Below are 22441 nucleotides of genomic sequence, written 5' to 3'. Positions count from 1 at the left end.
TCAAGTGTCAACGAGCCGTGATTTTCCAGGCACGGTGGATTTTGCCATTACGGGCGAAATCCGGATCGATGGTCTGGGCGGTGATTTCCTCGACCGCATAACGCTCGGTGAGGTTTTCCTCGAGCTGGAACTTGCGGAAGTTGTTGGAGAAGTACAACACGCCGCCCGGGGCCAGACGCGCCATGGCCAGGTCGATCAATTGCACCTGGTCACGCTGCACGTCGAAGATCCCTTCCATGCGCTTGGAGTTGGAGAACGTCGGAGGATCGATGAAGATCAGGTCGTATTCGTCACGGCAGGCATCGAGCCAGGCCATCACGTCGCCCTGCTCCAGACGGTTCTTCTCGGAGAAACCGTTCAGCGACAGGTTGCGACGCGCCCAGTCCAGATAGGTTTTCGACAGGTCGACGCTGGTGGTGCTGCGCGCGCCGCCCTTGGCTGCGTGAACACTGGCGGTTGCGGTGTAGCTATACAGGTTGAGGAAGCGCTTGCCGGCCGCCTCTTTCTGGATCCGCATGCGCATCGGCCGGTGATCGAGGAACAGCCCGGTGTCGAGGTAATCCGTGAGGTTGACCAGCAGCTTCACACCACCTTCGTTGACCTCGACGAACTTGCCCTGTGCCGCTTGGCGTTCGTACTGCTTGGTGCCGCTCTGACGCTCGCGACGCTTGACCACCACGCGGCTCTTGTCGATGTTCAGGGCCTGCGGAATGGCGGCCAGGGCATCGAACATACGCGCCGAGGCTTTTTCCGGATCGATGGATTTCGGCGCGGCGTATTCCTGGACGTGGACCCAATCCTGATACAGGTCGATGGCCATGGAGTATTCCGGCATGTCGGCATCGTAGACGCGGTAGCAGTCGATGCCTTCACGCTTGACCCACTTGCCGAGGGCCTTGAGGTTCTTTTGCAGACGGTTGGCAAACATCTGCCCGCCTTCGCTCAAGCGCGGCTGCTCGATCACCACCGGTGCCGGTTTGATCGGGTTACCGTTCTTGTTGTACTTCTCGTACTTGCCGGGTGCTACATCGTTGTCTGCGACTTCGACTTCGGCTTGAACTTGTTCACGCTCGACCTGACGCTGTTCCGGAGTGCGACGTTCGCCGGTGACGAACTGGTCTGGAGTGACTTTGATCAGCAGCAATTTGCACGGCAACGCGCCGTTCCAGAACGAATACTGTTTGTGGCTGCGGATGCCCATGCGCTTGCCCAGGTCCGGGGCGCCGGTGAATACCGCGGCTTCCCAGTTCAAGCAGGCCTGACGCAGACGTTCGCCGAGGTTCTGGTAGAGATAGAGCAAGCTCGCTTCGTCACCCAGACGTTCGCCGTACGGTGGGTTGCAGATCACCAGGCCTTTCTGGTTCTGGTCCGGACGTGGCTCGAACGTCCCGACTTCGCCCTGGTAGATCTTGATCCACTCGCTCAGGCCGGCACGTTCAACGTTGTTGCGGCCCGGTTGAATCAGGCGTGGATCGGCTTCGTAACCGCGAATCCACAGCGGTGGCTTGGCCAGACCGGCCGCGCAACGCTCAGCGGCTTCTTCGTGAAGCTTTTTCCACAGCGCCGGGACGTGACCGAGCCAGGCCGTGAAGCCCCATTGTTCGCGACGCAGGTTCGGCGCCATGTCGGCGGCGATCATCGCGGCTTCGACGAGGAACGTACCGACACCGCACATCGGGTCAGCCAGCGCGCCGCCATCGGCCGCAATGCGTGGCCAGCCGGAACGGATCAGGATCGCGGCCGCGAGGTTTTCCTTCAGCGGCGCCGCGCCCTGCTGCAAGCGATAGCCGCGCTGGTGCAGGCTGTGGCCCGAGAGGTCGAGGGACAGGATCGCTTCACCACGGTCCAGGCGCAGGTGAATGCGCAGGTCCGGATTGAGTTTGTCGATGGACGGACGATCGCCCTGCGGCGTGCGCAGTTTGTCGACGATGGCGTCCTTGACCTTCAACGCGCCGAAGTGGGTGTTGTCGATGCCCGAGCCGTGACCGCTGAACTCAACGGCCAGGGTGCCATCGTTGAGCATGTGGTCTTGCCACTCGATATCCAGCACGCCGTGATAAAGATCTTCGGCGTCCTTCATCGGGAAACGCTTGAGCACCAGCAGCACCCGGTTCGCCAGACGCGACCACAGGCACAGGCGATAAGCGGTTTCCATGGTTGCCATGCCACGCACGGCAGAGGTGTGCTCACGCGCTTCTTCAAGGCCAAGCCCGACGGCTTCCTCGATGAGCAGGCCTTCAAGGCCTTTTGGGCAAGTGAGGAAGATTTCGAATTGATCGGACATTGGAATTTCAGAGCCTTTGGCTTAGTGAACCGACAACGCATTGCCGGCCCGGTTTTCAATCAGGCGCTTTTCTAAAAGAGCGCCCGCGTGGCACGAAGGTGTGCCATTCCACCCTTGCTGCTCGGGTTAAAAGAGCTTAGATGCAAAGACAGATAAAAAAGTTGATGCAACAAAATGTCATAAGTCGACCCTTCGTCGAATAGTCCCCCTGCTCAACAGGAGGCGTTCTCACTTAGGGATTCAATCCATCATGCAGCGCAGGGCCGATCATACCGGGGTTTTGCCAATAAACACGGGACAACATCGTGTTACTTATGGCCATACCACCTTAATAGTTACGTCCTTATGACAAAACGATCATTCCCTCGATGTGACGCATTGGTTAGAACTCAACACAGGTTGATGCCGCAATGACGTCAACACCTTGGCTCGCGACGCCGGCAGCGAGCCCCAACGGCAGGAGTTTTTCTGCCAGACCTCAATTGAGGTCGACGCGATAAATACAGTCAACAAGTGAGGGCAACACCCTATGAGAAGACTTAAGCGTGATCCGTTGGAAAGAGCATTTTTGCGCGGATATCAATATGGAGTTGGTGGCAAATCCCGTGAGCTTTGCCCATTTACTCTACCGTCGGTACGCCAAGCCTGGATTAACGGCTGGCGAGAAGGACGCGGCGACAACTGGGACGGTATGACCGGCACTGCGGGAATCCATAGACTCAACGAACTTCACGCCGTCGGCTAACACAGGGCACACACTCCGACACGACAATTTGATTACGTAACGACTTACCACGCACGCCCCATCCGGGCGGCGGGCTTCGGCCCAGGGGCTCCTTCGAGGAGCCCTTTTTTATGCCTGCTTTTCGCCAAAATACAATTCCCTTGTAGCAGCTACCGAGCACCGCGAGGCTGCGTTCGGCGGCAGAGCCGTCGTGAAACCTGAAAGCACGGTGTACCTGTAAGACCGCGGTGTCTGATTCTACGACTGCTGCGCAGCCGAACGCAGCCTCGCAGGCTCGGCAGCTGCTACAAGGTCAGCGCAAGGCGGCGATGGCGTCTACAGATTCACGAATCAGCGCCGGACCTTTATAGATGAAGCCGGAATAGAGCTGCACCAGGCTGGCACCCGCAGCGATTTTCTCAGCCGCGTGCTTGCCTTCGGTGATGCCGCCCACGGCGATGATCGGCAAGCGACCGGCCAACTCGGCCGCCAGCACCTTCACGGTGTGGGTGCTCTTGTCGCGAACCGGTGCGCCGGACAGACCGCCCGCCTCGTCACCATGCTCCATGCCTTCTACGCCGACGCGGCTCAGGGTGGTGTTGGTGGCGATCACCGCGTCCATCCCGGTTTCGATCAGCGCTTGCGCGACCTGAGCGGTTTCTTCGTCGGTCATGTCCGGCGCAATTTTGATCGCCAGCGGTACATGTTTGCCGTGGCGCAGCGCCAGTTCTGCGCGGCGGGTAGCCAGGTCGGCCAACAACTGCTTCAGCGAATCGCCGAATTGCAGGCTGCGCAGGCCCGGGGTGTTCGGCGAGCTGACGTTGACTGTCACGTAGCTGGCGTGGGCGTAGACCTTGTCCAGGCAGATCAGGTAGTCGTCGACCGCCCGCTCAACCGGGGTATCGAAGTTTTTGCCGATATTGATGCCCAGCACGCCCTTGAACTTGGCCGCCGCTACTCGAGCCAGCAGGTGATCGACGCCGAGGTTGTTGAACCCCATGCGGTTGATGATCGCCTCGGCATCCGGCAGGCGGAAAATGCGTGGCTTCGGATTGCCCGGCTGCGGGCGCGGCGTGATGGTGCCGATTTCGACAAAACCAAAACCCAGTTGCGCAAAACCGTCGATGGCCGCGCCGTTCTTGTCCAGACCGGCCGCCAGACCCACCGGGTTCGGGAAGTCCAGGCCCATGACAGTCACCGGCATGTTCGCCGGTGTCTTGCACAGCAAGCCGTTGAGGCCCAAACGCCCGCCCGCGCCGATCAGGTCCAGGGACAGATCGTGGGAGGTTTCCGGGGAAAGTTTGAACAACAGCTGACGGGCCAGGGTGTACATGGGCGGGTTTGACTCTGGGCTACGAAAAGTGGCGGCGATTATAGCCGGGCATCGGGGTTGCAGGCGAGGCGCGCGACAAAATCAGTGAGCGATGGCATATGCCTTGCACCGTCACTGACATCAGCACTCATGCCAACGGCGGGATGAGTCGAAAGACAACGGCGTCGTCACTTGGCCTTGCCCTGGCAAGCAGCCCGGTCCGGCGCTTTTTTATGGAAGGTGTTTACTGATGATTGAAGTTCCAGCCAACCCTCTGGCCTGGGTCAACGGCAGCGATGCCCCGGAAAAGACCGAAATCAGCCTCGGCTTCATGGCCCTGAGCGACTGCGCCTCGGTAGTGGTCGCGGCCACGCAGGGCTTTGCCCAACCTTATGGCCTGACCCTGAACCTCAAGCGCCAGTCGTCCTGGGCCAACCTGCGGGACAAACTGGTCAGTGGCGAACTCGACGCCGCGCACAGCCTGTACGGTTTGATCTACGCCGTGCATTTGGGCATCGGCGGTGTCGCGTCGACCGACATGGCGGTGCTCATGGGCCTGAATCAGAATGGCCAGAGCATCAACCTCTCCCATGGCTTACAGGCGCTGGGCGTGACCAGTCCTGAAGCACTGGAACGGCACGTGCACCAAAGTCGCCCAAAACTCACCTTCGCCCAGACATTTCCTACGGGCACCCACGCCATGTGGTTGTATTACTGGCTCGCGAGTCAGGGTATTCATCCGTTGCAGGACGTCGACAGCGTGGTGGTGCCGCCGCCGCAAATGGTCGCGCACCTGCAAGCCGGGCGCATCGACGGCTTCTGCGTCGGCGAGCCATGGTCCGCCAGCGCGGTGCAGCAAAATCTGGGGTTCACGATGGCAACCACCCAGACCATCTGGCCCGATCATCCGGAAAAAGTCCTCGGTTGCACCCGCGCCTTTGTCGAGCAATACCCCAACACCGCAAGGGCGCTGGTGATGGCGATTCTGGAGGCCAGCCGCTTCATCGAAGAAAGCACCGAGAATCGCCGCAGCACCGCGAAGCTGTTGAGTGCCCCGCAATACCTCGACGCACCGCTCGACTGCATCGAACCGCGATTGCTCGGTGACTACGCCGATGGCCTGGGTCATTGCTGGCAAGACCCGCACGCACTGCGCTTCCATGGTGATGGCGAGGTCAATCTGCCGTATCTGTCCGATGGCATGTGGTTCATGACTCAGTTCCGCCGTTGGGGTTTGTTGCGCGACGACCCCGACTACCTGGGCGTGGCCCGTCAGGTCCAGCAACTAGACTTGTATCGAGAGGCCGCCACCGCTGTCGGTGTGGCCGTGAGTGATCAGCCAATGCGCAGCAGCCAGTTGATCGACGGCAAGGTCTGGGATGGCCTGGACCCCGCCGGCTATGCCCGCAGTTTCAAGCTGCACGCCATGAGCGACAGCTCGCCCCTTCTCGCCAGCCGCTGACAGGAGACTACGAATATGTTGCGTATCCTGCTGATCAACGACACCGCGAAGAAAGTCGGTCGCCTGAAGGCGGCCCTGACCGAAGCCGGGTTCGAGGTGATCGACGAGTCGGGCCTGACCATCGACTTGCCCGCGCGCGTCGAAACGGTGCGTCCGGACGTGATTTTGATCGATACCGAGTCACCGAGCCGCGATGTGATGGAACAAGTGGTGCTGGTGAGCCGCGACCAACCGCGGCCGATCGTGATGTTTACCGATGAACATGACCCCGATGTGATGCGTCAGGCGATCAAGTCCGGCGTCAGTGCCTACATCGTCGAAGGCATCCACGCACAGCGCTTGCAGCCGATTCTCGACGTGGCCATGGCGCGTTTTGAAAGCGACCAGGCCTTGCGCGCCCAGCTCAACGCCCGCGACCAGCAACTGGCCGAGCGCAAGCGCATCGAGCTGGCCAAAGGGCTGCTGATGAAAATGAAGGACTGCAACGAGGAAGAGGCCTACACCCTGATGCGCCGCCAGGCCATGAGCCGGCAGCAGAAGCTGATTCAGGTGGCGGAGCAGATCATCGCCATGAGTGAGTTGCTCGGCTGAAGCTCTGTAGTGCCTGAAAGGACCCCATCGTCGGAACGCCGCCCGGAGCAAGCTCACTCCCACAGTTGATTTGTGTACGGCGCAATTCCCTGTGGGAGTGAGCCTGCTCGCGAATGGCGGCGACTCGGTTTCACCTGTTGGCACAGATCTCGCTAGGTAATCGCCACAGGTAACCAACGGCGGTTGCCCCACCTACGACAAAGACGTCGCTCACCTCATTTGCCCTTTGGCGAATCCGGTGGCGGCGTTTTTTTGTTTTGGCCCCACAGACCGGGGCCGGTGGTGCGGCCGATGCGGCGCCCCACCTGCAAGCTCATGACTCCTTCTCGAGACTCCTAACAGCTGAGGTGCGCGATGAATTCAAGCTTCTGGAAATCCGGCCATACCCCGACACTGTTCGCGGCCTTCCTCTATTTCGACCTGAGTTTCATGGTCTGGTACCTGCTCGGTCCAATGGCGGTGCAGATCGCCGCCGATCTGCAGCTGACCACCCAACAGCGCGGACTGATGGTGGCCACGCCGATTCTGGCCGGGGCGGTATTGCGCTTTGTGATGGGCTTGCTGGCTGATCGCCTGTCGCCGAAAACCGCCGGGCTGATTGGACAGGTGATCGTCATCTGCGCCCTGTTCGGCGCCTGGAAACTCGGCATCCACAGTTATGAACAAGCGCTGGTGCTGGGCCTGTTCCTCGGCATGGCCGGCGCATCCTTCGCCGTCGCTCTGCCGCTGGCGTCGCAATGGTATCCGCCACAACACCAAGGCAAAGCCATGGGCATCGCCGGTGCCGGTAACTCGGGCACAGTGCTCGCTGCACTGATCGCCCCGGTGCTGGCCGCTGCATTTGGCTGGAGCAACGTGTTCGGCTTCGCCCTGATCCCGCTGATCCTGACCCTCATCGTCTTCGCCTGGCTGGCCAAAAACGCGCCTGAACGGCCAAAAGCCAAATCGATGTCCGACTACTTCAAGGCCTTGGGCGACCGCGACAGCTGGTGGTTCATGTTTTTCTACAGCGTGACCTTCGGCGGCTTCATTGGCCTGGCCAGCGCCCTGCCCGGGTATTTCAACGACCAATATGGCCTGAGCCCGGTGACTGCCGGTTACTACACCGCAGCCTGCGTGTTCGGTGGCAGCTTGATGCGTCCGTTGGGCGGCGCTCTGGCCGACCGTTTCGGTGGCATTCGCACCCTCTTGGGGATGTACACGGTGGCGGCGGTCTGCATCGCAGCGGTGGGTTTCAATCTGCCGAGTTCCTACGCGGCACTGGCACTTTTCGTCTGCACCATGCTCGGTTTGGGCGCAGGTAACGGCGCCGTTTTCCAATTGGTGCCGCAGCGCTTTCGTCGCGAGATCGGTGTGATGACCGGTTTGATCGGCATGGCCGGCGGTATTGGTGGATTTGCACTGGCAGCGGGCATGGGCGCGATCAAACAAAGCACCGGCAGCTATCAACTGGCCTTGTGGTTGTTCGCCAGCCTTGGCGTTCTGGCCTGGTTCGGTCTGCACGGCGTGAAACGTCGCTGGAGAACCACTTGGGGTTCGGCAGCCGTGACCGCTGCTCGGGTCTGAAGCCTTAATGAGCCTGCAACTGAGTTTTGCCGAAGCGAGCGCCATCGGCCCTCGCGAGGAGAATCAGGACGCCCTGCGCCTGGTGACTCCGGCCCCGGCGCTGGCGGCGAGCAAGGGTTACCTGTTCGCCATCGCCGATGGCGTCAGCCAGTGCGCCGATGGTGGCCTCGCCGCCCGCTCGACGTTGCAGGCTTTGGCGCTGGATTACTACGCCACACCGGAAACCTGGGGTGTCGCACAGGCATTGGATCGTCTGCTACTGGCCCAAAATCGCTGGTTGCAGGCCAATGGCGGTGGGCAACCGTTGCTCACCACGGTCAGTGCTTTGGTGATGCGCGGTAGGCGTTTTACCTTGGCCCATGTCGGAGATTGCCGGGTTTATCGCTGGCACGCCGACACCTTGCAGCGGGTCAGCGAGGATCACGTCTGGGACCAGCCCGGCATGCAGCATGTGCTCAAACGGGCCCTTGGGCTCGATCAGCATTTGGTGCTGGATTTTCTCGATGGCGAACTGCGGTTGAACGAAAGTTTCGTACTGCTCAGCGACGGCATTTGGGCCGTGCTGGGTGACACCGCGATTGCGGCAATTTTGCGCGATCAACCGGATTTGAACAGCGCTGCGCAGACCTTGGTCAGTGCGGCGCATCTGGCCGGCAGCCAGGACAACGCCAGCGCCTTGTTGGTGCGGGTCGATGCCCTCGGTGAAACGAGCATCGGCGATGCGTTGATTCATTTGCAGCAATGGCCACTGCCGCCAGCCTTGAAACCAGGCCTGACTTTCGAGGGTTGGCAGGTCGAAGGGATACTCGGTCAGAGCCAGCAGTCATTGCTCTATCGGGTGCGCGATGGGCAACAACAACCTTGGCTGCTGAAAACCTTGCCCGGTGCACTGCGCGACGATCACTTGGCTGGGCAGGCGTTGCTGTCGGAAGAATGGTTTCTCAAGCGCGTGGCCGGGCGGCATTTCCCTGAAGTCCATGCCGCCAGTCAGCGTCAGCATTTGTACTACGTGATGCGAGAATATTCCGGATCTACCTTGGCGGAGCTGCACGCAGAAGTCGGACCGCTGCCTCTGCCCCAATGGCTGGATCTGGCCGAACGCCTGCTGCGTGCCGTTGGCATACTGCATCGACGGCAGATTCTCCATCGCGATATCAAGCCGGAGAACCTGCTGCTGGGGGACGACGGCGAATTACGCCTGCTGGACTTCGGTCTCGCCTACTGCCCTGGCCTGTCTGAAGATCAGCCCTCTGCCCTGCCCGGAACGCCCACCTATATCGCGCCGGAAGCCTTTCGCGGGGAAGCACCGACACCGCAACAGGATTTGTATGCCGTCGGCGTGACCTTGTATTTCCTGCTCACCGGGCATTATCCCTACGGCGAAATCGAAGCCTTCCAGCGCCCACGGTTCGGGGTTTCTGTCAGCGCCAGTCGCTATCGACCCGACCTGCCGGAATGGATTGCTCAAAGTCTGGAGCGCGCCGTGGCGGCGGATCCGGGTCAGCGCTTTGAAACGGCGGAAGAATGGTTGCTGCTGTTGGAACAGGGCGAGCGGCGCAGTTGGAGCGTTCGACCCAGACCGCTGCTGGAGCGCGAACCGTTGAAGGTCTGGCGGACCTTGGCGCTGGTGTCGTTGTTGGTGAACCTGGTGCTGCTGTTTTTAGTATTTCACGGCTAACACCGATCCCCTGTAATTGGATGGACTCGCCCAAGCCGAGGCGTCAATGCGCCACGGTGGCAGTCTAAACAGCCAACGACAGCGAGGGCGAGTCCATGAAAAAGCATACTTCGATTGATCAATTCCTGTCTTCTTCCGATTTGTCGGCCTGCACAACCGTGGCGGTCGATCTGGCCAAGCAGGTCTTTCAGGTCGCCGGTGAAGACGTCCTCGGCCAGGTGCACTACGAGCAACGGATCAAGTCGCGCGAGGCGTTTTATGAGTTTCTACGCCAGTTGCCGCCTCATGTCGTGGTTCTGATGGAGACCGGCCCGGGTGCTCAAGCCTGGGCCCGGCAGCTGCAAGACCAAGGCAATCTGGCGCGGATTCTTCCAGCCGGCTTGGTGGCCACACATCGCAGCGGGCCTAAAAATGATCGCAACGATGCGCTGGCGATCCTGCGGGCTGGTCGCGATGAAAAGATCTGCGCAGTGCCGGTCAAAAGCGTTGCGGCGCTGGCCATGCAGGCACTGCATCGCGCTCGTCAAGGTTACGTGCGTCGCCGCACCGCCGTGAGTAATCAGATGCGCGGCCTGCTGCTCGAGCATGGCGTGGCCTTGGCGCAGGGCGATGTTGCGATCAGCCAGAAAATTCCGCGGGTACTGGAAGATGCCACCCAGCCGGTGCCGGGTCTGCTGCGTGAACTGATCGACGAACTGTTGGCCGAGTGGCGCCATTTGGGCGAACGCATCAGCGTGCTGACGGGGCGCCTCGAAGTGGCCGCCAACGCCGACATGACGGCGAAGCGACTGATGACTGTGCGCGGCATCGGCCCAGTCACTGCCACGGCACTGGTGGCCAAGGAAACCAAGCCTGAGCGATTTCCCAATGCCCGCAAGTTTGCCGCGTACTTTGGCATGGTGCCTGACCAGCACAGCAGCGGGCAGACGGTCCGGCTGGGGGACATGACCAAGCGAGGCGATGTTTATTTACGCAGCCTGATGATCCAGGGAGCCCATGCGGTACTGCAACAACTACGACCTGATTCCCAGCAACCCGATGACCGCCGCTTGTTGCGCTGGATGAGCCGACTGGGCCGTAAGGAGGCTGCGGTCAGGTTAGCCAACCGCAACCTGCGAATCGTCTGGGTGCTTCTACAGAATGACCAGACTTATCGTCGCCAGGCTGGTGATGGCCGGCAAGCGACGATGAGCCACTGAGCGACAGAGTTCTGCCACCGAGGTACTAACTGTCCGGCCCTTTGCTGAAAAAAAATTGACCCCAGGTAAGACCGGCGTGGATTGATGCCTTAGCTGCTACTGGCCTTCGAGGCCTGACTGTAATCGGCATACCACGAGCTCTTCCAATTTTGGCCAGAAGCCGAAGACGGCTTCCTCGAATAGGCCTAATACATAGATGCAACGGGGCGGCGGTTTTTCAAAAGCGGGTAGACAGTGGGGGCGAGTCCATACATAGCAGCTGGCGAAGCCTGCGTTCGGCTGCGAAGCAGTCGTAAATTCTGCATGCAGGGTGTACCAGGCACACCGCGTTGCCTGAAATCGCGACTGCTGCGCAGCCGAACGCAGGCTTCGCCAGCTGCTACAGAGACCGCTCCAATTACGGGCAACGTGCAATGTTTCAGTGCAAAAACATCCAAATCAAATGCCGAGTCCGCGACCAACCCCAGTAAATTCGGGCACCTGAAGAACTTGGCACAACCACTGCATTACCTCTCTCACCATACATAAAGCCCAGCCTTCAACGATGAAGGATGCGCTGCCCGAGAGAACGGGACCAGGACAAAGGCGTCCTCGCTAGGCAACTAGCGGGACGCCTTTTTTTGTTTGCGCAAATTTTGTCGAGCAAGACCTGAAAGCCCTGATGAGGCGGGTCCGAGCTCCCCGGAGAACCTGATGAAAAAACTAAAACTGGTGATGATCGGCAACGGCATGGCCGGGGTTCGCACCCTGGAAGAACTGCTCAAGCTGAGCAATGAGCTGTACGACATCACGGTCTTCGGCGCCGAACCTCATACCAACTACAACCGCATCCTGCTGTCGCCCGTGTTGGCCGGCGAACAGTCCTTCGAAGAGATCGTGCTGAACGATCTGGACTGGTACCTGGACAACAACATCAAGCTGCTGCTCAACCGCAAAGTGGTGGAGATTGACCGGGTCAAACGCCGGGTTATCGCCGAAGACGGCAGCGAGGCCGAATACGATCGTCTGCTGATCGCCACCGGCTCGACTCCGTTCATCCTGCCGATCCCCGGCAACACCTTGGACGGCGTGATCGGCTACCGCGACATCGCCGACACCCAGGCAATGATCGACACCGCGAAAACCCACAAGCACGCCGTTGTGATCGGTGGCGGCCTGCTCGGCCTGGAAGCCGCCAACGGCCTGATGCTGCGCGGCATGCACGTCACCGTGGTGCACATCGGTGAATGGCTGCTGGAACGGCAACTGGACAAAACCAGCGGCCAGTTGCTGCAAACCGCCCTGGAAGCCCGCGGCCTGCACTTTCGTCTTTGCGAGCAAACCCAGGCCCTGCACGATGCCGGCAATGGCCGGGTCGGCTCGGTTGAGTTCAAGAATGGCGACATCATCCCCGCCGACCTGGTGGTGATGGCCGCCGGTATTCGCCCCAACACCGAACTCGCAGAAAAATCCGGCATCCCCTGCAACCGCGGGATTCTGGTCAACGACACCCTGCAAACCTACGACCCACGCATCTACGCCATCGGCGAATGCGCCAGTCACCGCGGCATCGCTTACGGCCTGGTGGCGCCGCTGTTCGAACAGGCCAAGGTCTGCGCCAACCACCTCGCCCAATTGGGCTTCGCCACCTACAAGGGCTCGGTGACGTCGACCAAATTGAAAGTCACCGGCATCGACCTGTTCTCCGCCGGCGACTTCATGGGCGGCGAAGGCACCGAAACCATCACCCTTTCCGACCCTATCGGCGGGGTCTACAAAAAACTGGTGATCAAGGATGACGTGCTGGTCGGGGCCTGTCTGTACGGCGATACGGCAGACGGTGGCTGGTATTTCCGGCAGATCCGTGAGAATCACGCCATCGACGAGATCCGCGATCACCTGATGTTCGGTGAAAACGCTTTAGGCGATGTAGGACATCAAGGCCAGGACAAAGCCATGAGCATGGCCGACACCGCCGAAGTCTGCGGCTGCAACGGCGTGTGCAAAGGCACCATCGTCAAGGCGATTCAGGAGCACGGGTTGTTCAGCGTCGACGACGTCAAGAAACACACCAAGGCTGCCAGCTCCTGCGGCTCCTGCGCCGGGTTGGTGGAACAGATCCTGATCAACACCGTGGGCGGCGCAGCGGACGTCAAACCGAAAAGCGAAAAAGCCATTTGCGGTTGCAGCGACTTGAATCACGGGCAAATCCGCCAGGCCATCCGCGAGCAGCATCTGCTGACCATCTCCGGCACCCTGAGCTATTTGAACTGGCGCACGCCGAACGGCTGCGCCACGTGCCGGCCGGCGCTCAACTACTACCTGATTTCCACCTGGCCTGGCGAAGCCAAGGACGACCCGCAATCGCGCCTGATCAACGAACGGGCCCACGCCAACATTCAGAAAGACGGCACTTACTCTGTAGTCCCGCGGATGTGGGGCGGTGTGACCAATCCTTCGGAGCTGCGGCGCATTGCCGACGTGGCCGACAAATACAACGTGCCAATGGTCAAGGTGACCGGCGGCCAGCGTATCGATTTGCTGGGGATCAAGAAGCAGGACCTGCCGGGCGTCTGGAAGGACCTCGACATGCCGTCCGGCCACGCCTACGGCAAATCCATCCGCACCGTGAAAACCTGCGTCGGCAGTGAGTTCTGCCGCTTCGGTACCCAGAACTCCACGCAACTGGGCATCGAGCTTGAGCACGACCTGTTCAACATGTGGTCGCCGCACAAAGTGAAACTGGCCGTCTCCGGTTGCCCTCGCAACTGTTCGGAAGCAGGCATCAAGGACGTCGGAATTATCGGCGTGGATTCGGGCTGGGAGATGTACATCGGTGGCAACGGCGGGATCAAAACCGAAGTCGCGGAATTCTTCGTCAAGCTCAAGACCGCCGAGGAAGTGCGCGAATACAACGGCGCGTTCCTGCAGCTCTATCGCGAAGAAGCTTTCTACCTCGAACGCACCGTGCACTACCTGCAACGGGTCGGCATGGAACACATCAAGAAAGCCGTGCTGGAAGACCCGGAGCGGCGCAAGGCACTCAACGATCGCTTGCAATTCTCCTTGTCGTTCGAACAGGACCCGTGGAAGGAACGCCTGGAACAGCCGCTGCTGAAGAAAGAATTCGACGTCATCACGGTGAAGAATCTGGAGGTGCCGGCATGAACTGGCTGGATATCTGCGCACTGGAAGAAATCAATGCCCTGGGCTCGCGGATCATTGCCGGCCCGAAAGGCGACATCGCGATTTTTCGTACCAGCGACAATGAGGTTTTCGCACTCGATGACCGCTGCCCGCACAAGGGCGGGCCACTGTCCCAAGGTTTGATCTACGGCAAACGGGTCGCCTGCCCGCTGCATAACTGGCAGATCGACCTGGAAACCGGCGAAGCACAGGCCCCGGACATCGGTTGCGCTCACCACCATTCAGCACGGGTCGAGAATGGCCGGGTGTTTCTGGCCCTGCGGGAAGCAAGCTGATGAACCAGATCACCGCTTCCACCTGCTGCTATTGCGGGGTCGGCTGCGGCGTGCTGATCGAGCATGACGGCGAGCGCATTCTCGGCGTCAGCGGCGATCCGACCCACCCGGCCAACTTCGGCAAACTGTGCAGTAAAGGCTCTACCTTGCACCTGACCGGCGACCTCGCGGCCCGGGCGTTGTATCCCGAACTGCGCCTGGGAAAAGGCCTGGCACGCAGCCGCACTGACTGGGATACCGCCCTCGATCACGCCGCCAGCGTTTTTGCCGAAACCATCGCCGAACACGGCCCGGACAGCGTGGCGTTCTACATTTCCGGGCAATTGCTGACCGAGGATTACTACGCCTTCAACAAACTGGCGCGAGCGCTGGTGGGCACCAACAACATCGACAGCAATTCGCGCCTGTGCATGTCTTCGGCAGTGGTCGGCTACAAGCGCAGCCTGGGCGCCGACGCACCGCCATGCAGCTACGAAGACCTGGAATTGAGCGACTGCGTGATGATCGTCGGCAGCAACATGGCCTACGCCCACCCGATACTTTTCCGTCGCCTGGAGGAAGCGAAATCCCGCCGGCCGCAGATGAAAGTCATCGTCATCGACCCGCGTCGTACCGACACCTGCGATTTGGCTGACCTGCACCTGGCGATTCTGCCGGGCACCGATGTCGCGTTGTTCCATGGGATTTTGCACCTGCTGTTGTGGGAAGACTGGGTCGACCGCGACTTCATCAAGGCCCACACCGAAGGCTTGGCCGAACTGAAAAACCTGGTGCGCGATTACACGCCGCAGATGGTTTCGCAGCTCTGCGGGATCAGCGTCGAGCAACTGCAGCAATGCGCCGAATGGGTTGGCACTTCACCGAGCTTCCTGTCGCTGTGGTGCATGGGCTTGAACCAGTCCACCGCCGGCAGCGCGAAAAACAGTGCGCTGATCAACCTGCACCTGGCCACCGGACAAATCGGCCGCCCCGGTGCAGGACCGTTCTCCCTGACCGGTCAGCCAAACGCCATGGGTGGTCGCGAAACCGGCAGCTTGTCGAACCTGCTGCCCGGCCATCGCGAGGCCGCCAATGCCGAAGATCGCGCGGAAGTGGCAGCGTATTGGGGCGTGGATCAACTGCCTGCAAACACCGGGCTCACCGCTATCGAGTTGTTTGAGCAGATGCGCAGCGGAAAAATCAAGGCACTGTGGATCGCCTGCACCAACCCTGCGCAATCAATGCCGGATCAAACCGCCGTGCGCGCGGCACTGCAAGCCTGCCCGTTCGTGGTATTGCAGGAGGCCTTTCGCACCACCGAAACCGCAGCCTTCGCAGACCTGTTGCTGCCCGCCGCCAGTTGGGGCGAAAAGGACGGTACGGTGACCAACTCCGAACGGCGCATTTCCCACGTTCGTCGAGCCATCGTCGCACCCGGCGAAGCCCGCTCTGACTGGGCGATCACCGTTGATTTCGCACAGCGCCTGGAAAAATATCTACGTCCCGATCAAACCAGCCTGTTTGCCTTTGAAAACCCGGCGCAGGTCTTCGACGAGTACAAGCAATTGACGCGCGGGCGTGATCTGGACTTGTCCGGCATCAGTCATGCACTGATCGACCACCTCGGCCCGCAGCAATGGCCCTTCCCCACTGGCGCCAGCGAAGGTACGGCGCGGCTGTACCTGGACGGAATTTTCCCGACGGCCAGTGGACGTGCGCAATTCGTGGCTGACCCGTATCGCGCCGCCAAGGAACAACGCGACGCGCGCTTCCCGCTGACCCTGATCACCGGCCGCCTGCGGGATCAATGGCACGGCATGAGCCGCACCGGCACCGCCGCACAACTATTCGGCCACGTCAGCGAAGCCGTGTTGAGTTTGCACCCGGATGAACTACGCCGGCATCGGCTGCAATCGGGCGACCTGGTCAGCCTGAAAAGTCGCCGTGGCGCGTTGATTGTCGCCGTCGGCGGTGACGACAGCGTGCGACCCGGCCAGGCCTTTCTGCCAATGCATTGGGGTGATCGCTTCCTCAAGGGCGGCGTAAATACCCTCACTCTTCCCGCCTTCGACCCGCTATCGAAACAGCCCGAACTCAAACACAGCGGCGTGCGCCTGGAACCGGTGGAACTGCCGTGGAACCTGTTCGCCCTGATCGAGGGCGATGTTCAACAGCATTTTGAGACGCTACGGCCGCTCTGTGAGGCGCTTTCCTACGTCAGCCTCAGCCTGGCCGGCCGCGAACGCCCCGCGCTGCTGGTACGCGCGGCCAGCGCCGTCGCGCCCGATCCGCAATTGCTGCGTGATATCGATCAATGCCTGGGACTCAACGATGGCCCGGTTTTGGCCTACGACGACCCACGGCGCTCCATCGGTAAACGGGTGCGGATCGAGAACGGCCGGATCACTGCCATTCGCCTGGCCGGTGAAACCCTTGCCCAACACTGGCTGCAAAGCCTGTGGCTGGAAGGTCGCGCTGACGAACAGCTGCGGCGCTGGCTGCTGGCACCGCTGAGCGCACCACCGGGCAACACCCGTACGCCGGCCATCGGTAACAAAACCCTGTGCAACTGCAAAAACGTCAGCCAAAGCGCGGTCTGCGCCGGCATTAGCCGCGGCCTGGACCTGCAGGGCTTGAAACAAGAATTGGGCTGCGGCACGCAATGCGGCTCCTGCGTCCCGGAAATCAAGCGTCTGCTGGCCGCCACTGCGCAGCCGGTCGCCGTCACCTCGTGAGGAAAACACTATGAGCGCAAAAGTCTGGCTGGTGGGTGCGGGTCCTGGCGATCCGGAACTGTTGACCCTCAAGGCCGTGCGGGCGTTGAGCGAAGCGGATGTGGTGCTGATCGATGACCTGGTCAACGACGCGGTGCTGGAGCATTGCCCGCAGGCGCGGATCATTCCCGTGGGCAAGCGCGGCGGCTGTCGCTCCACACCTCAGGCATTCATTCATCGCCTGATGCTTCGTTATGCCCGCCACGGTAAATGCGTGGTGCGGCTCAAGGGTGGCGACCCGTGCATTTTTGGCCGGGGCGGCGAAGAGGCGCAGTGGCTGCGTGAGCATGGGGTCGAAGTGGAACTGGTCAACGGCATCACTGCCGGGCTTGCCGGCGCAACGCAATGCGATATTCCGTTGACCCTGCGGGGTGTTGCGCGCGGCGTGACGCTGGTCACCGCCCACACTCAGGATGGCAGCAGTCTGAACTGGCAAGCCCTGGCCCAAGGTGGCACGACGCTGGTGGTGTATATGGGTGTCGCAAAACTGAGCGAGATTCGTGAGCAGTTGCTCGCCGGAGGAATGGCGGCGGATACACCGGTGGCGATGATTGAAAACGCATCCCTGCCACACCAACGTGAATGTCGGAGCGATCTGACAGCGATGGAAGAAGATGCCCACTCCTTTGAGTTGAAAAGCCCAGCAATCCTGGTCATCGGCGCGGTTGCGGCCTGTGCAGAAGTACCCCTGTCGGTATCTGATTTTCCCGCGAATGCAGTCAATCTGTCAGCCTGACTCTCCCTGCTTCAACCCTGCCCTCACCAAATCGCAGACAAAGAAAAGCCCGGCCTAAGCCGGGCTTTTCAGAGCTGCGCGCTAATTACTTAGCGTTAGCTTCAACCTGCGCTTCTACGCGACGGTTTACAGCTTGGCCAGCTTTAGTCGCGTTGTCAGCAACTGGGCGGGATTCGCCGTAGCCAACAGACTGAACGCGGGACGATTCAACACCGTACTGGTTGGTCAGAACTTGCTTAACGGCGTTTGCACGACGCTCAGACAGTTTCTGGTTGTAAGCGTCAGGACCGACGGAGTCAGTGTGACCTTCAACAGTAGTGCTGGTGGATGGGTACTGCTTCATGAAGTCAGCGAGGTTTTTGATGTCGCCGTAGCTGTTAGGCTTGACTACCGACTTGTCGAAGTCGAATTTCACGTCCAGCTCAACACGAACAACTTCAGCAACTGCTGGGCAGCCATCAGCGTCAACAGTTACGTTGGCTGGGGTGTCCGGGCACTTGTCAACGTTGTCGCAAACGCCATCGTTGTCGCTGTCGGAGCAGACTTCAGCTGGTGCTGGAACTGGAGCAGCAGCAGGCTTGGAGCCGCCACCGAAGTTCACACCGATACCGACGCTTGGAGCCCACTCGGTGTCGCCCTGGTCGATGTTGTATTGAGCTTCAACGCCAGCACGGGCGTAGAAGTTCTCGGTGAAGTACAGCTTGGCACCGCCGCCAACGTTGGCGAAAGTGGAACGGTTACGACCGCCGGAGCCATTCTGACCGATGCTTTGATCGGAGAAGCCAGCCGATACGTACGGACGCAGCATGTCGCCCGGGTTGTTGAAGTGGTACAGAGCGTCCAGAGCGGTGTTAGCGCCCTTGATGTTACGACCGTCGTCGGAACGCACGTTGTGCACTTCGTCGTAAGCCAGACGCAGTTCAACGTCGTCGGTCAGGAAGTAGCCGATCGAACCGCCGAACAGGTTGCCGTTGTTCTTGAAGTTACGAGCGCTGTCGAATTGTTCTTTCTTGGCGAAGCCTTCGATTTCAACTGCGCCTTGGCCTTGTGCCAGAGCGCCGAACGAAGTGGCGGCAATCAAAGAACCAATGGCCAAGCCCAAGGTGTTTTTCAGTTTCATCCGTTAAATCCCCATCTGGTGATTGTGAAGCAGTCCCGCAAACCGGGGGACAACTCGGCGGCAAGTCTATCAGAACTTGCCTACACGTAAGAGATATTTGCGCCGAACTAAGTTTCAGCAATGCCTGCAAATTTCTCACGCAATTTATCTAGAGCACGTTTGTAACGCATTTTTGTCGCACTCAACCCCATGTGCATGATATCCGCGATCTCTTGAAATTCCAGCTCTGCGACAAATCGTAGCACCAGAATTTCACGGTCAATCGGGTTCACATACACTAACCAGCGATCGAGTCCACCCTTGTCCTCGGGTTTCGGCGCCTTTTCTTCAGACGCTTCCTCGAGGGGGTCCAGACTCAAAGCATCCATCAAGCGACGCTTTCGCCGTTCTTTCCGATACTGCGTGATGCACTCGTTGTACGTGATGCTATATAGCCATGTCTTGAACTTCGATTTACCCTCGAAGTTCTTCAGGCCATACAGCACCTTCAACATCACTTCCTGACAGACATCGTCTGCGTCACGATCGTTCCCAAGATACCGTGCACAGACGTTAAATAATGTTCGCTGGTAACGCCGCATCAGTTCTTCATAGGCGCGCGTTACGTGAAACAGCTCGGTATGCGAGCGCGCGACCAACTCCTCATCAGAGAGCTCGCGGGGGTCGTAGCGCGTGGACAGCGATTGAGCTTTATTCAAAACAAGTCGGGCCGACAGTCAGGTCAATGTCCGCCGCAACCCTTTTCAGGGCATTTTTGCGGCGGCATACATTAGCAGGGTTTGCCGGGTTAGCGGCTACTCACATGCTGTTCCAAGAGAATCCGATTGGAAAGAGAGACTAGCTCACCCTCATCGGTCAGCAATGTGGTTTTAACCGTGCCGATCTCTTCGATCTGACCTTCGACCTCGCCAACACGCACTTGTTGCCCAACCTGATACAACTCACGCACATAGATTCCCGCAAGAATCTGACCGGCAATTTCCCGGCTTCCCAACCCCATGGCCAGCGCAACCGCCAGACCAACGGTAATCAATACAATCACAATCACGTGGTTGAGCAGGTCAGTTTTGACCTCCAACTGGCTGATTGCGACCGAAATACTGATGATAATCACCAGGCCCTGGGCAATTCGCCCCAGACCCGCAGCGTAGTCCAGCCCTACGCCCTCTGCCGCACCCCGCACCAGCCCATTGGCCAATTGCGCGAGCAAAACACCCACCAGCAGCACCAGCGCGGCGCCAAATACTTTCGGCAAATACAGCGCAAGCATGTCAAGCGTAGCCGAAACTCGCTCAAGTCCAAGGGATTCTGCGGCAGAAACCAGAAAAATCAGCAGAACGAACCAATAGACGATCTTTCCGATCAAGGTCGAGATCGGCACTTGAAGGCCGGCCCGAGACAGCAATTTGGTCAGTCCAGTGCCGCCCATCAGGCGATCGAGCCCCAGCTTGGCGAGCAACTTCGACAGCAAAGTGTCCAAAAGTTTCGCAACGACGAAACCCAACAGCAACACAACCAGTGCGCCGAACAGGTTCGGGATGAAATTTGCAACCTTGGTCCATAACGCAGTCATTGCAGTGACGAGGCTCTGAGTCCAGAGATCAAGTTCCATATTCAATCAGCCTTATCAGCAGTGCGAACGGTAGGTTTACGGTGACGGGAAACCGGAGCGACATGGGCCGATCCATTATTCAAGGCAATCATCAGCGCGGGCAACCAGCGGCCCAGCAGGCTGAACAGATCACCGGCGCCGACCTGGCGGTTGGCGGTTTTCAGTACACGCCCAAGGCACGCATCATCGTCCCGGGTGGACGGTGATGCCTTGAGCATGTCACGCAAAGACTGTTCAAACGGATCGTGCATACGCACCTCTCGTGATGTCTGTGAAAGACGCGGTCAAATTTGCTCGGGTCACATGGCTCACCCTCAGACCCAGCGCAAACGTCGGAACAACCACCACTGCCCTAGCGCCACCGAGACCATCATCAGACACGCGATCAGGAAGCCATAGGGGCTTGCAGAGAACGGAATCCCGCCGACATTGATACCTAAAAGCCCCGCCAGAAAACTCATCGGCAAAAAGATCCCGGTGATGATCCCGAAGCGGTACATCGTGCGGTTCATTCGCACGCTCAAACGTCTATCTTCAGCCTCGAGGACCAACCCCACCCGCTCCCGAGTCAATTCCAGCTCCTCGAGATACCGAGTCAGGCTGTTGTTCAATTCGTTCCAGTAATCACCGTCGTCTTCGACGAACCAAGGCAGTTTTATCCGTGTCAGCTGCCCGAATATTTCCCGCTGCGGTGCAAGAAAACGTTTCAGCGCAGCGGCCCTTCGACGGATCTGCAAAACGGCACCGTGCTCGGGCGTGTACCGTTCGTCGGCATCCAGCTTTTCTTCTTCCTCATCGACCACTTCCGAGAGGCAACTGACCAGATCCTGCACCTTGTTGGTGAGGTATTGCGCCATATAAAGGATGAGTTCTGACGCCGTTTTCGGTCCTTTGCCTTCGGCGAGCTGCACCAGCAACTCATCGGTGGCGCGCAACGGACGCAAACGCAGAGAAATAACCCGCTGGGCTGACGCGAAAATCCGCACCGAGACCATGTCTTCCGGCTCGGCACCCGGGTTCAGGTTGACCCCACGCAAAAATAGCAGCAGTTCGCTGTCCGAAAGCTGTAAAAGACGCGGCCGGGTGTTTTCTTCAAGTAAAAGATCACAGCTGAATTCGCTCAGACCGCTGGATTTTCGCAACCAGGTCCGGGTTTGCGGATGACTGCGATCCCAGTGCAGCCACAGGCTTTCATGGGCCTGTAGCTGCAAGTCATCGAGTTCAGTCCGGGCTATCGAACGCGCACCGCCTTTACCGTCCAGCACCAGGGCATGCACCAGCCCCCACTGCGCGTTTTCTTCCTCGAACATCCTCACCCCTTTGTTGGTGTAGCGCTTTATTCAGGCATCTTCAGCGGACTTGGCGAGATGATCACGCCATTGTTATCCGCGTAGATGTAATGGCCTGGATGGAACGTCACGCCAGCAAAGGTCACGGCTACGTTGAGATCGCCGATGCCGCGTTTGTCGGTTTTCATCGGGTGGCTGGCCAGCGCCTGAACACCTAGATCGGTTTGCGCAATGACGTCGACGTCACGGATGCAACCGTAGATCACCAGCCCTTCCCAACCGTTTTTCGCGGCTTTCTCGGCAATCAAGTCGCCCAGCAGCGCACGACGCAGGGAACCGCCACCGTCGACCACCAACACCTTGCCATTGCCCTTGAGCTCGGCTTGTTCCTTGACCAGCGAGTTGTCTTCGAAGCATTTGATGGTCACGATTTCGCCGCCGAAAGAATCACGGCCACCGAAATTGCTGAACATCGGTTCCAGCACCTGCACCAGCTCCGGATAGGCGTCGCACAGGTCAGGCGTGAGGTAATGATTCATCGAGAAACTCCTGTAAAGAGGAAGACAATCGAGGGTGTCGAAACGTGACCAGAACAGCTCAATGCGTCATATCTTAGCCGCAAGCCGAACAGAGCGAAATGCCCTTGTTAGAGCA

Annotated in this window: 18 protein-coding genes and 1 pseudogene; 10 read left to right on the top strand and 9 right to left on the bottom strand. The window is 59.5% G+C overall.

The genetic code is table 11. The features are described from left to right. Window positions 1-7: 7 nt before the first annotated feature. Window positions 8-2284, bottom strand: a complete 2277-nt coding sequence (gene rlmKL, locus QFW87_RS09510; RefSeq protein WP_283190350.1) for a bifunctional 23S rRNA (guanine(2069)-N(7))-methyltransferase RlmK/23S rRNA (guanine(2445)-N(2))-methyltransferase RlmL — start codon at window positions 2282-2284, stop codon at window positions 8-10. 529 nt (window positions 2285-2813) lie between these two features. On the opposite strand from rlmKL, the gene QFW87_RS09505 reads away from it, so the two are divergent. Then, a complete protein-coding gene (locus QFW87_RS09505) occupies window positions 2814-3029 on the top strand; it encodes a ribosome modulation factor (RefSeq protein WP_003223300.1) in 216 nt (71 codons plus the stop codon). 292 nt (window positions 3030-3321) lie between these two features. Here the strand turns inward: QFW87_RS09505 and QFW87_RS09500 are convergent, their stop codons facing one another. Next, on the bottom strand, window positions 3322-4341 hold the full coding sequence (locus tag QFW87_RS09500; RefSeq protein ID WP_283190349.1) for a quinone-dependent dihydroorotate dehydrogenase: 1020 nt from the start codon (window positions 4339-4341) through the stop codon (window positions 3322-3324). Between the two features lie 229 nt (window positions 4342-4570). Between QFW87_RS09500 and QFW87_RS09495 the strand changes: the two genes are divergently transcribed. Together QFW87_RS09495 and QFW87_RS09490 are read left to right on the top strand one after the other, a co-directional pair. Continuing rightward, entirely contained in the window at window positions 4571-5782 is a 1212-nt protein-coding gene (locus tag QFW87_RS09495) for a CmpA/NrtA family ABC transporter substrate-binding protein (protein ID WP_283190348.1), read from the top strand. Between the two features lie 15 nt (window positions 5783-5797). After that, window positions 5798-6373: an ANTAR domain-containing protein gene (locus tag QFW87_RS09490; protein ID WP_008146285.1), complete on the top strand. Its 576-nt coding sequence runs from the start codon at window positions 5798-5800 to the stop codon at window positions 6371-6373. 130 nt (window positions 6374-6503) lie between these two features. Here QFW87_RS09490 and QFW87_RS29835 read toward each other — a convergent pair. Then, window positions 6504-6690 (bottom strand): annotated as a pseudogene (locus QFW87_RS29835) (hypothetical protein). Window positions 6691-6727: 37 nt separating this feature from the next. On the opposite strand from QFW87_RS29835, the gene QFW87_RS09485 reads away from it, so the two are divergent. The 7 genes from QFW87_RS09485 to cobA all read left to right on the top strand — a co-directional run bounded on the left by QFW87_RS09485 (window position 6728) and on the right by cobA (window position 17766). Next, on the top strand, window positions 6728-7939 hold the full coding sequence (locus QFW87_RS09485; protein ID WP_283183733.1) for a nitrate/nitrite transporter: 1212 nt from the start codon (window positions 6728-6730) through the stop codon (window positions 7937-7939). 7 nt (window positions 7940-7946) lie between these two features. Beyond that, on the top strand, window positions 7947-9617 hold the full coding sequence (locus QFW87_RS09480; protein ID WP_283190347.1) for a bifunctional protein-serine/threonine kinase/phosphatase: 1671 nt from the start codon (window positions 7947-7949) through the stop codon (window positions 9615-9617). Between the two features lie 140 nt (window positions 9618-9757). Then, a complete protein-coding gene (locus QFW87_RS09475) occupies window positions 9758-10816 on the top strand; it encodes an IS110 family transposase (RefSeq protein ID WP_283190887.1) in 1059 nt (352 codons plus the stop codon). Window positions 10817-11509: 693 nt separating this feature from the next. After that, on the top strand, window positions 11510-13963 hold the full coding sequence (nirB, locus tag QFW87_RS09470; protein WP_283190346.1) for a nitrite reductase large subunit NirB: 2454 nt from the start codon (window positions 11510-11512) through the stop codon (window positions 13961-13963). Beyond that, window positions 13960-14277, top strand: a complete 318-nt coding sequence (nirD, locus tag QFW87_RS09465; protein ID WP_283183730.1) for a nitrite reductase small subunit NirD — start codon at window positions 13960-13962, stop codon at window positions 14275-14277. The genes nirB and nirD overlap by 4 nt, the downstream gene beginning before the upstream one ends. Beyond that, on the top strand, window positions 14277-16991 hold the full coding sequence (locus QFW87_RS09460; protein ID WP_283183729.1) for a nitrate reductase: 2715 nt from the start codon (window positions 14277-14279) through the stop codon (window positions 16989-16991). The genes nirD and QFW87_RS09460 overlap by 1 nt, the downstream gene beginning before the upstream one ends. A gap of 10 nt (window positions 16992-17001) precedes the next feature. Further along, window positions 17002-17766: a uroporphyrinogen-III C-methyltransferase gene (gene cobA / locus QFW87_RS09455; protein ID WP_283190345.1), complete on the top strand. Its 765-nt coding sequence runs from the start codon at window positions 17002-17004 to the stop codon at window positions 17764-17766. 85 nt (window positions 17767-17851) lie between these two features. Here the strand turns inward: cobA and QFW87_RS09450 are convergent, their stop codons facing one another. The 6 genes from QFW87_RS09450 to rraA all read right to left on the bottom strand — a co-directional run bounded on the left by QFW87_RS09450 (window position 17852) and on the right by rraA (window position 22326). Then, complete coding sequence (locus tag QFW87_RS09450) at window positions 17852-18886, bottom strand: OmpA family protein (RefSeq protein ID WP_283183727.1); 1035 nt, start codon at window positions 18884-18886, stop codon at window positions 17852-17854. A gap of 107 nt (window positions 18887-18993) precedes the next feature. Further along, window positions 18994-19584, bottom strand: a complete 591-nt coding sequence (gene sigX / locus QFW87_RS09445; RefSeq protein ID WP_008146300.1) for an RNA polymerase sigma factor SigX — start codon at window positions 19582-19584, stop codon at window positions 18994-18996. An 89-nt stretch (window positions 19585-19673) separates the two neighbouring features. After that, window positions 19674-20498, bottom strand: a complete 825-nt coding sequence (locus QFW87_RS09440) for a mechanosensitive ion channel domain-containing protein (RefSeq protein WP_008027407.1) — start codon at window positions 20496-20498, stop codon at window positions 19674-19676. A 2-nt stretch (window positions 20499-20500) separates the two neighbouring features. Then, window positions 20501-20749: a hypothetical protein gene (locus QFW87_RS09435; protein WP_008146303.1), complete on the bottom strand. Its 249-nt coding sequence runs from the start codon at window positions 20747-20749 to the stop codon at window positions 20501-20503. 63 nt (window positions 20750-20812) lie between these two features. Further along, window positions 20813-21808, bottom strand: a complete 996-nt coding sequence (locus tag QFW87_RS09430) for a zinc transporter ZntB (protein WP_283183726.1) — start codon at window positions 21806-21808, stop codon at window positions 20813-20815. 26 nt (window positions 21809-21834) lie between these two features. Next, window positions 21835-22326 (bottom strand): ribonuclease E activity regulator RraA, encoded by a 492-nt coding sequence (gene rraA, locus QFW87_RS09425; RefSeq protein WP_150655274.1) that lies wholly within the window; start codon window positions 22324-22326, stop codon window positions 21835-21837. Window positions 22327-22441 lie beyond the last annotated feature (115 nt).

The sequence above is a fragment of the Pseudomonas sp. PMCC200344 genome, assembly GCF_030053095.1.
GTDB classification, from domain to species: Bacteria; Pseudomonadota; Gammaproteobacteria; order Pseudomonadales; family Pseudomonadaceae; genus Aquipseudomonas; species Aquipseudomonas svalbardensis.
Note: the sequence above shows the minus strand (reverse complement) of the source record. Positions and strands in the feature narration are given on the sequence as shown.

Bases quoted from the DNA above. Each gene is read 5' to 3' on its own strand.
- rlmKL (WP_283190350.1), bottom strand. From the start codon at position 2,284: ATGTCCGATCAATTCGAAATCTTCCTCACTTGCCCAAAAGGCCTTGAA.
- QFW87_RS09505 (WP_003223300.1), top strand. From the start codon at position 2,814: ATGAGAAGACTTAAGCGTGATCCGTTGGAAAGAGCATTTTTGCGCGGA.
- QFW87_RS09500 (WP_283190349.1), bottom strand. From the start codon at position 4,341: ATGTACACCCTGGCCCGTCAGCTGTTGTTCAAACTTTCCCCGGAAACC.
- QFW87_RS09495 (WP_283190348.1), top strand. From the start codon at position 4,571: ATGATTGAAGTTCCAGCCAACCCTCTGGCCTGGGTCAACGGCAGCGAT.
- QFW87_RS09490 (WP_008146285.1), top strand. From the start codon at position 5,798: ATGTTGCGTATCCTGCTGATCAACGACACCGCGAAGAAAGTCGGTCGC.
- QFW87_RS09485 (WP_283183733.1), top strand. From the start codon at position 6,728: ATGAATTCAAGCTTCTGGAAATCCGGCCATACCCCGACACTGTTCGCG.
- QFW87_RS09480 (WP_283190347.1), top strand. From the start codon at position 7,947: ATGAGCCTGCAACTGAGTTTTGCCGAAGCGAGCGCCATCGGCCCTCGC.
- nirB (WP_283190346.1), top strand. From the start codon at position 11,510: ATGAAAAAACTAAAACTGGTGATGATCGGCAACGGCATGGCCGGGGTT.
- nirD (WP_283183730.1), top strand. From the start codon at position 13,960: ATGAACTGGCTGGATATCTGCGCACTGGAAGAAATCAATGCCCTGGGC.
- QFW87_RS09460 (WP_283183729.1), top strand. From the start codon at position 14,277: ATGAACCAGATCACCGCTTCCACCTGCTGCTATTGCGGGGTCGGCTGC.
- cobA (WP_283190345.1), top strand. From the start codon at position 17,002: ATGAGCGCAAAAGTCTGGCTGGTGGGTGCGGGTCCTGGCGATCCGGAA.
- QFW87_RS09450 (WP_283183727.1), bottom strand. From the start codon at position 18,886: ATGAAACTGAAAAACACCTTGGGCTTGGCCATTGGTTCTTTGATTGCC.
- QFW87_RS09440 (WP_008027407.1), bottom strand. From the start codon at position 20,498: ATGGAACTTGATCTCTGGACTCAGAGCCTCGTCACTGCAATGACTGCG.
- QFW87_RS09435 (WP_008146303.1), bottom strand. From the start codon at position 20,749: ATGCACGATCCGTTTGAACAGTCTTTGCGTGACATGCTCAAGGCATCA.
- QFW87_RS09430 (WP_283183726.1), bottom strand. From the start codon at position 21,808: ATGTTCGAGGAAGAAAACGCGCAGTGGGGGCTGGTGCATGCCCTGGTG.
- rraA (WP_150655274.1), bottom strand. From the start codon at position 22,326: ATGAATCATTACCTCACGCCTGACCTGTGCGACGCCTATCCGGAGCTG.